Annotated in this window: 8 protein-coding genes; 7 read left to right on the top strand and 1 reads right to left on the bottom strand. The window is 65.6% G+C overall.

Annotation, left to right across the window (positions count from 1 at the left end; genetic code table 11):
- Positions 1 to 84 precede the first annotated feature (84 nt).
- The 7 genes from VXJ25_RS05475 to VXJ25_RS05445 all read left to right on the top strand — a co-directional run bounded on the left by VXJ25_RS05475 (position 85) and on the right by VXJ25_RS05445 (position 10,667).
- The gene (locus VXJ25_RS05475; protein ID WP_330958208.1) at positions 85 to 528 is read left to right on the top strand and encodes a hypothetical protein; all 444 of its coding nucleotides are present in this window, start codon (positions 85 to 87) and stop codon (positions 526 to 528) included.
- A gap of 68 nt (positions 529 to 596) precedes the next feature.
- Positions 597 to 1,172: a signal peptidase I gene (gene lepB, locus VXJ25_RS05470; protein WP_330958207.1), complete on the top strand. Its 576-nt coding sequence runs from the start codon at positions 597 to 599 to the stop codon at positions 1,170 to 1,172.
- A 56-nt stretch (positions 1,173 to 1,228) separates the two neighbouring features.
- Complete coding sequence (locus tag VXJ25_RS05465; RefSeq protein WP_330958206.1) at positions 1,229 to 2,866, top strand: SpaA isopeptide-forming pilin-related protein; 1,638 nt, start codon at positions 1,229 to 1,231, stop codon at positions 2,864 to 2,866.
- Between the two features lie 92 nt (positions 2,867 to 2,958).
- Entirely contained in the window at positions 2,959 to 3,876 is a 918-nt protein-coding gene (locus VXJ25_RS05460) for a class C sortase (protein ID WP_330958205.1), read from the top strand.
- Positions 3,873 to 4,967 (top strand): Cna B-type domain-containing protein, encoded by a 1,095-nt coding sequence (locus VXJ25_RS05455; protein WP_330958204.1) that lies wholly within the window; start codon positions 3,873 to 3,875, stop codon positions 4,965 to 4,967. Before VXJ25_RS05460 ends, VXJ25_RS05455 begins: the two co-directional genes overlap by 4 nt.
- The gene (locus tag VXJ25_RS05450; RefSeq protein WP_330958203.1) at positions 4,964 to 5,575 is read left to right on the top strand and encodes a hypothetical protein; all 612 of its coding nucleotides are present in this window, start codon (positions 4,964 to 4,966) and stop codon (positions 5,573 to 5,575) included. The genes VXJ25_RS05455 and VXJ25_RS05450 overlap by 4 nt, the downstream gene beginning before the upstream one ends.
- A gap of 109 nt (positions 5,576 to 5,684) precedes the next feature.
- Positions 5,685 to 10,667 carry a Cna B-type domain-containing protein gene (locus VXJ25_RS05445; protein WP_330958202.1) on the top strand — a complete coding sequence of 1,661 codons (4,983 nt, stop codon included), beginning with the start codon at positions 5,685 to 5,687 and terminating at the stop codon, positions 10,665 to 10,667.
- A 593-nt stretch (positions 10,668 to 11,260) separates the two neighbouring features.
- Here the strand turns inward: VXJ25_RS05445 and bsh are convergent.
- Positions 11,261 to 12,217: a choloylglycine hydrolase gene (gene bsh / locus VXJ25_RS05440; protein ID WP_330958201.1), complete on the bottom strand. Its 957-nt coding sequence runs from the start codon at positions 12,215 to 12,217 to the stop codon at positions 11,261 to 11,263.
- Positions 12,218 to 12,344: the final 127 nt, after the last annotated feature.

The following is a 12,344-nucleotide window of genomic DNA, read 5'->3' as shown; positions in this document are numbered from 1 at the left end:
TGATTGGCATCGACCGCCCGGGTGCTCGACATGGGTCGGGTTCCGTGTCCGCAAGAGCCGCGAGAGGGGAGGGGGAGGGCGCGCATGGTCTGGTCTCTTGCATCGTTCCTGCGACTCGGCGGCGGACGCAAGGGTCCGGCGGCGGGCTCCCCGGAGGCGTCGGGTCCGTCGCCCGCGTCCGTCCGCGCCCAAGAGGGCGCCCCTGACCTCAGCAAGCTCGACCGCGTGCAGCTGCTCCAGCTCCTCCGCGACGCGATGGAGGAGAACGACCGGCTCCGCGAGCAGGTGGCAGCCGCCAACCGTCGTGCCGACGAGGCGGAGGGAAGGCTCGAGGACCGTCGCATCCAGCTTGAGGACTCAGAGTCCCTCGCCGAGGCGGCCCTGCGCCTCTCGGGCGTCTTCGCCGACGCGCAGCGCGCGATCGACCTCTATGCCTATAACCGCTCCCTGAATCGTGACCGGGAGGCGTCCTGGCCGGAGCGTAGCGACCGAGGCGCAGTAGACGCCGCCGCGGGGCGGTCGCGATGAGCGCCACACGGGAAGGCAGGCGACCACAAGAGGCGGCAGGGGGCACGCGGCTGGCGGGCGGTCGCAAGGTGCAGCTCCCCACCGTCGAGCAGATAGACGAGGAGCTCCAACGCACCGAGGGCCTGCGCCACCGGCACAGCCTCGGTCGCAACGTGGCCTTCGCGCTGGTCGGCGTCTTCGCGGCGTCGGTCCTGCTCTCGACCTTCGCGCTCCCCACCTTCAAGATCTACGGCCAGTCCATGGCGCCCACCCTGAACGAGGGTGACGTCGTGGTCGCCACCAAGTCCCCCTCGTACGGCAGGGGCGACCTCGTGGCCTTCACCTACAACAACAAGGTGCTCACCAAGCGCGTCATCGGCTGCCCGGGCGACTGGGTGGACATCGACGCCAACGGCAACGTGAGCATCGACGGCGAGACGCTTGACGAGCCCTACCTCGACCCCGGCTCCAAGGGTCCGGGCCAGTGCGACATCAGCCTGCCCTACCAGGTGCCCGAGGACACCTACTTCGTGATGGGCGACAAGCGCTCCGTCTCGGTGGACTCCCGCCTCACGCAGGTGGGCTGCATCCCCAAGGACCAGATCGTGGGCAGGCTCGTGCTTCGCGTGTGGCCCTTGGGGGCCCTGGGGGTGGTGGGGTCATGAGATGCGCGAGTGACCGCGGCCCGTAAGGGCGCGATGACTTTGGTTACAGACAAGGCATGGAGAAGGACCGACTCCAGAAGGGAAGGATCATGAAGCACCTAAGCAAGTTTCTGTCGGCCGCGCTCGTCATGGCTCTCGCGGTCGTGATGGCGCTGGCGCTCGCGCCTTCGGCGGCGTTGGCGGCCAGCCACACCATCACCATCAAGGAGCCAAGCGGCAACCAGGCCAGCCACGAGTACGCGGCCTACCAGGTCTTCACGGGCACGTACGACAGCAACAGCAAACAGCTCGAGGGCATCGTCTGGGGCTCCGGCGTGGACGGCAACGCCCTGCTCACCGGCCTCAAGGCCGACACGACCATCGGCCACTACTTCAAGGACGCGACCGATGCGCCCACGGCTGCCGCCGCGATGGCTGACATGAAGAGCGGCTCGACGGACGCGGAGGCACTCGCCAAGGTCGTGGCGGAGCACCTCACGACCACCAAGTACAGCACCGTGGTGAACAACAAGGAATCCGACGAGATCACCGTCGACGCCGATGGCTACTACTTCGTCAAGGACGTGACTGACAACCTCTCCAACGGCGACACCTACTCCAGGTTCATGCTCCAGGTTGCGGGCGGAGACGTCGAGGTCGAGGCCAAGGACACCACCACAACCTCGAACAAGCACGTGAAGGAGACCAACGACTCCGTGAAGGACACCATAGAGGAGCAGGCCGGCTGGAGGAACGTCGGCGACTACGACATGGGCGATATGGTCCCCTTCCAGCTCACCGGTCAGGTCGCCGCTGACTACGACTATTACGACTCCTACTACTTCGCGTTCGAGGATACGTACGATAAGAACCAGCTCGGTGAGGCCGAGGATGTCAATGTCTTCGTGGACGGCACTCAGCTCACCGAGGCGCAGCTCAAAGCCGCTGGCTACAAGCTGACCCAGAAGGAGGGGTCCTTCACCATCGAGTTCACCGACCTGAAGAAGATTGTGGACGCCGATCACAAGCCGCTCGTGCATGCGGGCGCCGTCATCTCCGTCGAGTACAAAGCCAAGCTCCTCACCGGTGCCAACATCGGCTCCACTGGCAACGTGAACACGAGCCACACCGTGTTCTCCAACAACCCCAACTACAAGGACTCCAGGGGCAAGACGCCTGACCACAAGGTCAAGGTGTTCACCTACCAGCTCGTCGTGAACAAGGTCAACGAGGCGCAGAACCCGCTCAAGGGCGCGGACTTCACCCTCTCCAAGCTCGACAAGACCGACGGCCAGTACAAGCCGGTCCCCACCAAGGTGGACGGCGTTGAACTCAAGACCGTGAGCGAGGACGGCGCCACGTTCACCTTCAAGGGGCTCGACGAGGGCGTCTACAAGCTCGAGGAGACCACGACCCCCAAGGGCTACAACACGATATCGCCCATCGAGTTCTCGATCATCAGTGCCACGAACGACGATACGGGGACCCTGGTTTCCATCAACGGCTCAACGGAGAGCACCTCTAAGGGCAAGGCCGAGTTCAGCGACGATAAAGACACGGGTACCGTCTCCACCACCATCCAGAACAAGTCCGGCTCCATCCTGCCCTCCACGGGCGGCATGGGCACCACCGTCCTCTACGTGGGCGGTGCGGCGCTCGTCGTCGTCGCGGTGATCGGCCTCGCCAAGCGCCGCGCGGCGCGCAGCGACGCGTAGGTCTGGCCGCAGGTTCCGGATTCCGCATCTTCCATGCCAAGCGGCCGCCCCGGTCACGGGGGCGGCCGCGGGTGCCGCGAAAGGAGGCGCAGATGGGAAGGTGGCTTAGGACGCACGTACCCGAGGTCCTTCTCAGCTGCGCGCTCCTCGTCGGAGTGGGCATGATGCTCTATCCCTCGGTGAGCGACTGGTGGAACTCCATGCACCAGTCGCGCGCCATCGCAACCTACCAGGAGGCGGTGGGCGACAACTCCGCGGAGGCGAACCAGCGCCTGTGGGACGAGGCGGTCTCGTACAACCGGTCGCTTCCGCACGATGGCGGCAGGTTCACGCTCACGGACGAGGAGCGTGCGAGGTACGAGCAGACGCTCGACGTGACGGGCACGGGGATCATGGGCTACGTGGAGATTCCCAAGATCAGCGTCTCCCTGCCCGTCTACCACGGTACGGACCCCACGGTCCTGCAGATTGCCGTGGGGCACATCCCCGGCTCGTCGCTTCCGGTCGGCGGGGAGGGCACGCACTGCGTGGTGTCCGGTCACAGGGGCCTGCCGTCCGCGCGCCTCTTCACGGACATCGACCAGCTTCGCGAGGGTGACGTCTTCATGCTGCACGTGCTCGACAAGACGCTCACCTACCAGGTGGACCAGATCCGCGTGGTCTTGCCCGACGAGCTGGACGACCTCGCGATGGACGACGGGCTGGACCTCTGCACGCTGGTCACGTGCACACCCTACGGGATCAACACGCACCGGTTGCTCGTTCGCGGCCACCGCATTCCCAACCAGGGTGCGGCGATCGCGGACGGCGACGCGGTGCAGGTGAGCCCCGCCCTCGTCGCGGTCGCGCTCACGGCGATGGTGTTGGTGGTGGCGCTTGTCGTCCAGGCGGTACGACGGCGCGTGGGCGGCGGCTCTGGCGGTGGCTCAGGTGGCACGAGGCACCGAGGCGCGCTGCGCAGGCGCGCACCAAAGGTCGTATCGGTAACGAGAGAGGGAGCACAGTCGTGACACGCAGAGAGACAAGGACGGCAGGCTTCGCGAGGCGCTCGCTCGCGGCCGTGGTGGTCCTCCTCGCGGCGGTGCTCGTCGCCGCCCCCGTGACCGCCCGCGCCCAGGTGAGGATAGCGGACGGCACGACCTGCTCGCTCACGGTGGAGAGGTGCCCGGTGGAGGGCCAGGCCTTCCACCTCGCGCAGCTCGCCAGCATGGACGCGGCCGGCAGGCTCACCGCGGTGCCGGCGCTCGCGGACGCGGTGGCGGAGACGGGGATCGACCCGGCGACGTTCGACGAGGGCACGACGGGGGAGACCCTCTCGCGCGCTGCGACCAGCTACGCGGGCTACGTCGCGTCCGCCGCGGGCTCCTTCGTCGAGAAGGACGCGAAGGCTGCGGCTGCCACGGCGGGCTCCGCGGCGGCGGACGGCAAGGCCGGCCTCTCCGCCAGCTTCGCCGGCCTCGAGCCCGGCATGTACCTGCTCACGGCGGACCCCGCGACCGCGAACGGAACCACCTACACGATGCTCCCCGGCCTCGTGATCGTCCCGCGCGTCGACGGCAGCACCTACGCGACCGACTGCCAGGTCGAAGCCAAGTTCGAGGAGCAGCCGCAGGAGAGGCCCCACAACCGCGTCATCAAGCTCTGGCAGAGGGATAGCGCGTCCACGCGTCCGGACTCCGTGCGCGTTGCCATCTACGACGGCGACCAGCCCTACCGAGAGGTCACGCTCGACGCGTCCAACAACTGGACGTACGAGTGGGACGGCGAGGGCAGCTGGTCCGTTCGCGAGAAGGACGTGCCGGCCGGCTACACCTGCTCGGTCCTGATGGCGAGCGCCTCCGCCAACGCCGGCCAGGCGGGGTCTGGTCAGGCTACCTCCGGACAGGCCACCGCTGCCCAGGCAGGGACCGACTTCACCCTAACCAACAAGGCCGCAAGCGAGACCCCCAATACGCCCGGGGGCACCCGCGGCACCACCAAGCCGGGGCCCAAGACGGGCGACGCGACCTCCACGCTGCTGCCCGAGGTCCTTCTCTGCGCGGGCGGCGCGCTGCTGATCTTCGGCTTCGCAGGCAGGCGCAAGGAGAAGGACCGCGCATGAGCGACGCCCGTCTGACATCACGCGAGGGGCGCGGCGGCGCGTCCGGCGGCGCGCGGCGTCGCTGGCGGCTCGCGCTCGTCGCAGGGGCGGTGCTCGTGGTCTGCGGCCTGGCTGTGTGGTGGCAGGGGACGCAGCGCGCGGCCGCCCAGGCGAGCGAGGGGAGGGAGCTCTGCCGGACGCTCCTGGCGGACCTCGACGTGACGGTGCCGGGGTCCGGCCCCGCGCCCGAGCGGGACCCGGCGAGCCTTCCCGTGGCCGAGCTCGAGGGGGTGCAGGTCGCAGGCAGGCTCTCCGGCACCGAGGTCCCGGTCGACCTCCCGGTGGCCGCCCTCGGGGAGGATGCGAGCCTCACCCCGGCGCTCGAGCAGGGGCCCGGCGGCAAGCTCGTGGTCCGCGTGCCCTCGTGGCTCGCGGGCGAGTCCTGGCTCGACGCCCTGGCGCCGGGCAACAGGCTCACGTTCGTGCAGACGAACGGTGCGCGCAGGTCCTTCTCCGTCGCGGACCGGGGGACGACGAGCGCGGAGTTCGACGACAACTACGACCTCCTGGTGTACGCGCAGGGGGCCTTTGGACAGAAGGACTGGGTGGGTTGCACTCAGCTCTCGTAGGGGTCCGCCCCTCGCGAGGGCTCAGCGCAGCGCACGTGGACGCTACGCACGTGGACAGAGACGACGACTCGGGGGAACCATGAACCGACTCTTCGAAAAAGCTGGCAGGATGCTTAGGGACAACCGCCGGAGGCGCAGGCTCCTTGGCTTGGCGACGCTCGTCGGCGCGGTGGTGGCCGTGGTGTGCACGGCACTGCTCATGTACCCTGCCCACGCGATCACGGGCGGTGACACGCTGAGAAACGCCATCAACGACGACTCGGCCGTGTTCTGGCGTCCGGCGGGCGCAGGCGACGCGGCCTGGGCCAAGACGGACGGCGGCAGCGCGCTGGACGCCGCCTCCGAGCTGCGCCTGCGCGTGGCGTTCAAGCTCCCCGCTGGCACCCTGGCCGACGGGACCACGCTGCAGTACCGCCTCCCGTCCTCGGTGCACCCGGACACGTCCGCCGGTGCGGTGAAGGGCGACATCTACGCAAGCCCCACGGTGGGCGACGCCTCCCGCATCGACGCACGCGCGATCGGCTCCTACAGCCTGGACGGCGACGTGCTTACGCTGACCTTCAACGACGACGTCGCGCTCGCCAACGCCGGCGGCGCGCAGGCGACCTCGGCGTCCGGCTCCACGGTCGGATCCGCGGCCGCTTCTGCCACCGCGGGCGACAAGGACGCGGCGCAGGGCGGGGACAGCGCACAGGCGGGCGGGGCCCAGGTCGTGGTCCCGGCGAGCGACCTCTCCGGCTACGTGGACCTCGACCTCGGCTTCGGCGACCTGACCTGCGACGAGTCCGGTCAGGCGACGATCGACCTCAACGACGCGGTGAGCCTCAAGGTCGCGAAGGCCACGGAGGAGGCAGCGGCTACCGAGAGCGAGGATGCCGGCGCTGCCGCGGCGAGCGTCGAGGAGAGCGAGGACGAGGCTTCCGCAAGCGTGCGACCCATGTCCCTGATGGCCGCAGCGCCTGCCGCCGCACCCGCTAACGCCAACGGTGACGGCATTGACCTTACGCAATACATCCAGTCGGTGACCGTGCAGAAGAAGAATGACTACGGCCAGTATGGTGACCCTACGACCGAGTTCACTGATGGCGACTACGTTAAGACCACCATCAACTACCAGATTCCAGGGGGCAACCTCAGCGAGGGCAACCACACGGTTACCTACCAGGTTCCAAATGGCCTGAAGCCCATAAGGGAGCTGAAGGGACCGATTACCCTGGAGGGAAAGGAGCTCGGCACCTACAAGATCTCCACTGACGGCGGCATCACCTTGGACTTCAACGAAACCGCCATTACAGACGGAGGTACGCTGTCCGGCTCCGTTGTCTTCCAGGGCATTGTCAGCCACGACGGCAGCGGCGAGTCCAACGAGATCAAATTCGGTGGCAATGGCGGAGCCATCACCGTCAAGAAGAAGCAGGAGTCGGGCGGCGGAGGCGATGAGGGCCAAGACATCAAGGTCGTGAAGACGGCGACGAAGAGCGACGACGACAGCAAGATCTACTACACGGTGACCGTCTCCACCGAGAAGGGCACGCCCAGCACGGTGGACATCTCGGACCGTCTGGACAGGTGGAACACGAGCAACGCCACCCCCGCCTACGAGAAGGGGACCCTTACGCTCAAGAGGGTCTCCTCGAATGGTGGCGAGCAGACGCTCGGCAGCTCAGCCACCTGGGACGACAACGGAAACGACGGCCCGACCTTCTCGCTGAGCGGGCTTCCCCAGCTCTCGGCGGGCGAGAAGTACGTGCTCACCTATACGGTGGACACCAAGCGGACGTCTGACGCCACGGATGCGATCGTGGCCAATCAGGCCACCGCAACCTCCGGAGGCAAGAACGGCGGCTCCTACCAGCGCGTGAGCTTCGAGCAGGACGCGAAGAAGTGGGGCTCGTACGACGCGAAGACCGACCACATCATCTGGACGATCGAGGTCAACCCCAACCACAAGGACGTCTCCAGGTGGACGGTGTACGACAACCTGCCGGAACCCACCACGCTGACGCAGAAGTACGTCGTGAGGAGCGCCGACGGCACGGTGAAAGGGTCCTTCGGCAATGTGGGGGACTCGTATATCCTCTTCAACTTCTCGAAACTGGGTCTTAAGGGGGACCAGAAGACCAAGACGTACTACATCGACATCTACACGGACGTCCCTTCGAACGACGGGTCGGTTAAGAACACGGCAAACACCTGGACCACAACGTCCACGTTCGACTCGGTCGGTGAGGTCAACGTCAAGCACCGCAGCACCGAGGTCAGCAAGGACCACAAGACCGACGCCGCGGCAAGCGAGAAGGGCGCCGGGATTCGTAAGGAGACATGGGCGTCCAACATCACCCTGCCCGGCGGCAACCTCTCGAGCTTCACGTACACGGACACGATTGAGGACGCGACGGACGGCAACGGCGTGGGCCTTAGGTCCGACAGCCACTACGCGATAGCCGCAGAGCTCGACAAGGCGTTCAAGAGCAGCGTCACGGGAACTACCGTCAACAGCACGGGTGGGCTCCAGCTCAGCGTCGACGACTACAACAAGTACCTCTACACCGGTAACGGTGCGGCGTTCTACGACGACTACTATCCGCAGCAGGACGGGAGCAAGTCGGGCGTCTCCTTCACGGTGACCTACTACGACGGTCCTGACGGCACCGGCCATGAGGTCCCCGCGACTGACTCCACAACCCACGTGAAGAGCTTCACGGTGCACGTCGAGATTGCACCTGGCGCCGACGTCAAGGCCCAGAATCTGGTGACCGGCGAGTACCCCACGTACATGGACACTACCAAGGTTGATGAGGGTGCGACCATCACCGTGAAGAACGAGGGCAAGGTTGGTAATGCGACCTCCACGCCCGGCTTCACCTACAAGAGGCCGTATCGCATCCTGAAGGAAGTCAAGATGAAGAGCGATACGAATGATCCCAAATATGCACCTGGCGACACCACCCTGGACTTCAACAACATCCAGGACGGACAGATGACGTATCGCATCGCGCTCAGGACAAATCCCTCGGATAACGGCACGAACCTCGTTGTCACCGATACGCTGCCCAATGGGATGACCTACGTCGATGGCTCGGTTTCGGCGAAGTTTAACGAATACTACGACGACGGTACGTTCAGCGGGGAGAAGGCTCCGCAGGTGACGAGTGAGTCGACGGACGACGGCACCCGGCTTACGTTCACCATTCCGAACTACCAATACAAGTCGGATAAAGCAACCGTCTACCTGTACTACACCGTCTCGATCGGCTCCGACCCGTCCTGGAACAACGGCTCGACCGAAAAGACCTACAAGAACACCGCGGAGTGGGGAACGAGCGAGTCGACGCAGACGACCAAGGTCGACCGTACCTACGAGAAGGTCTCGAAGAGCGGCGAGCAGCTCTATGAGAACGGCGAGCCTACGAACAACCTGCGCTACTACGTGGAGATCAACGCCGCCGGTCAGGACCTCGACCCCAACTCGGATGTGCTCACGCTTACGGACAAGTTCGACTCCAAGAGCGTGGACAGCGACCTCGATCCGTCGTCGATCAAGCTCTATGCCTACGACTTCTCCAAGGAGCACCACTACGACCCCAACCGTCCCATCGAGAACTTCAAGGCAACCTACGATGCCAAGACCCACACCATCACGGCAGAGGTTCCAGACAAGCGCGCCTGCGTGCTGACCTATGAGTACGTATTGGACGACACATATGGGGACGGCATGACCGTCACCAACAGCGCCTCACTTAACGGCAAGTTCTCGAAGTCGGGCTCCATCAGCCTCAAGGAGGCGAGCGGTGGCGCCACCATCCATAAGGGGCGTCTCGTGCTGTACAAGGTGGATGCGGATGACATCAGCAAGACGCTCTCGGGCGTGGGGTTCAAGCTCTCGTACTGGAATGGCAGTACGTGGGTTGACAAGAGTACCGATAAGGATCTCGTCACGGATGCGCAGGGGTCTATCACCTACGACTACGAGCTCAACAAGGACGCCCTGCAGCCGAACATCCTCTACCGCCTGACTGAGACCAAGGGCCAAGTTGGCTACGCGAGCGATGCCGAGCACTTCTTCATCGTGAAGGACGTCCCCACCACGGGCTCCCCAATCTCGGATGACGCCGCCTTCTCCGCCGCGAATGCGAGCAACGCGACGAACAAGTCCGGTGGCACGCTGACGACGGCCGACGTGGACTTCTTCAAGAACAACAAGACGAGCACGATGTACGTCACCAACAAGTACACGCGCTTGACGGCAAAGAAGAGCTGGGCTGACGAGAACGGAGTCGCGAAGGAAGCCCCCGCAGGGGCAAGCGCGAAGCTCGCGCTCTTCCGGTACACGAAGAAGGTAGACAGCGACAACAGCGTGAACGTCACGGTTACGGCGAAGGGCACAAATCCCTCAGGAGCGGTGACGAAGCTCACTGGTAATCGCGTGAGCAACGAAGGCACCATTTCGATCAAGAAAGGGAGCGATTTCACCTTCCAAGTAAGTCCGCTTTCGCTTTGGGCTGGAGTCAGTTTCGATGTAAAGGTGGGCGACAATAAGTACGGCGAGACCCATACCTTCACGCAAAACCCAGCGACCTACAAACTGGATCCAATTTCTGTGACAGTAAGCAACGTTACGTCCGATACGACGATTCAGGTTCAGCTACTAAACGCCTGGGATTATTCAGGAACGCTTACCGAGGATCCGAACAGCCCTTGGGCGGAGCCGCCCCAGATTCTCGATGATGCCACAGGAGTGCAGGTGGGAGACCCCAAAGACGTCTCTGCCTCGACCGGGTGGACCGCCGACTGGGACAACCTGCCCGAGAAGGTGGACGGCAAGGACGTCTACTACGCCGTGAAGGAGCTGAGCTACACCGTCAACGGCAACGAGTACGCCCCCGGTTCGGGCTCCTACGACGTGTCGTATGTCAACAACGGCGGCATCCGTACCGGCACCATCACGGTGACCAACTCCGAGAAGAAGAACCAGGGGTACGAGCTGCCCTCGACCGGTGGCGTGCCCAGCCCCCTGCCGCGGGTCGGAGTTGCGCTTGCGGTGCTTGCCGCGGTCCTTCTCGCCTGGAGGCTGCGTCTGCGGAGGAGCTAGCTGCGGTAGGCGCGACTCGCTCGTTCGGCCCGCCTGGTCGCCCCCGCCTGACCGCCCTCGCCTGGCTGGTCCGTTATGCGGGGCGCCTCTCTTGCCCCGTCTCCTCGTGAGGCGGGGCCTCTTCGTTGGGGGAAGGTTCCTGGGGTGCGCTCTGGATTGCGCGTGCCATGGCATGGCTCGCGGACGGTGCCTGCCGGATCGCGCGTCACCTGGGCGCATGTCGGTTGGCGCGCCTGGGTCGGCGCAACTCCTGGCGCCTGCGGTTGCAGATTTCCGAGCTGTGGATGGGTCTGGTCTCGGCCGGGGGGCGTTCCGACGGGCGGGGATTGCGTTTGACCAGGATTCCGAAAGGACCCCGGCGTCACGTGGGCCCCTCGTCACACGCGGTGGCGAGGGGCCCGTCCATAAGTCGCGAAGATGCACAGATGACGTCCAAGCGCTGCGCGCAGGCCTGCGAAGGGCGCGGTCGTCCGGCATCCGCTTGCCGTCGGGGCTTGCCACTCCGGCGGCCCGTCCGGCCCGGCCCGGCTGTCCGGCCCGGCTGCCCCGTCCGGCCCGGCGCCCGGGCCGGACGTCCTTCTCGAGTTCTTGTCCTACTCCTTGACCTCGATGAGGTCGGTGCCGGTGGTGTCGTAGTCCGCGAGGGAGACCTTGCGGATGGCGGGGTCGTCGTAGGTGCTCCAGTAGTAGGTGTCGGTCTGCGAGGAGAAGCCGCCCGTGTAGACTGTGCGCTCGAAGTCGCCGTTGGACATGCGTGCGGCGCCGTCGATCATCGCGACGCCGGTCAGGGTGTGGAAGAGGCGCGAGACGTTGCCCTTCTCGTCCGGCTGGTCGGGATAGTGCGCGTTGAGGTAGGCCACGCGGACGAAGCGCGAGGGGGAGTAGTAGTCGCCGGGGAGGCCGCGCATGCCCGCGCCGGAGCCGTACGGGGCGAGGGTGGCACCGCGCCACTTGACGGTCTCGGGCACGTCACTGGTGAGGTTGAGGTAGCTGCGCAGGTTCTCGGCGTGGTAGGCGAAGCCGGGCTGGTTGGCGAGGACGTCGGCTTCGTCGTGGAAGACCTGCATGCCCTCGGCCGTGTACTCCACGACGATGCTGCGCGTGGCGTCACCGACGATCCAGTGGAGCAGGGAGGTGGGGAACTTGTCGTTGAGCGGCGCGTCGACGATGGCGGTATCCGGCAGCGCGGCCTCGACCTCGTCCACGGTGTCGAAGTTGGCGGCGACCCACAGCGGGAACTCCCAGGAGGAGACGTTGGTCTTGCCCTCGACGGCCTCGGCCTCGTAGCGCGCGTAGCCGGGGAAGTTGAGGCCGGCGACCGCGAGGCCGGCGGTGTTGGCGCAGTCGAAGTAGAGCGGCGTGCCCTCCTCGACGATGCCCATGCCGATGATGGGGTGGCTCACCTTGTCGGTCGCGCCGAACGGGGAGGTCTTGACCGCGTAGCCGGCAGGCGTGATAACGACGTGCTCGCCGTAGGAGAAGCTCCAATCGAGGTTGCGCCCGAAGTAGAGGTTCCCCTGGGCGTCAGTGAAGCGGATGGCAGTGCACATGGCAGGCTCCTATCGTCCTTGGCTCGGTGCCGGTCCGCGCGTCGTGCGCGGCGCACCCCTCGACATAGTGTATGTAGCAAGGGGTCGTCCTGGGTCTCGCTTATGAGCGAGCGTCGGTGGTGCACGT

The sequence above is a fragment of the Olsenella absiana genome (assembly GCF_036408855.1).
GTDB lineage: Bacteria > Actinomycetota > Coriobacteriia > Coriobacteriales > Atopobiaceae > Olsenella_K > Olsenella_K absiana.
Note: the sequence above shows the minus strand (reverse complement) of the source record. Positions and strands in the feature narration are given on the sequence as shown.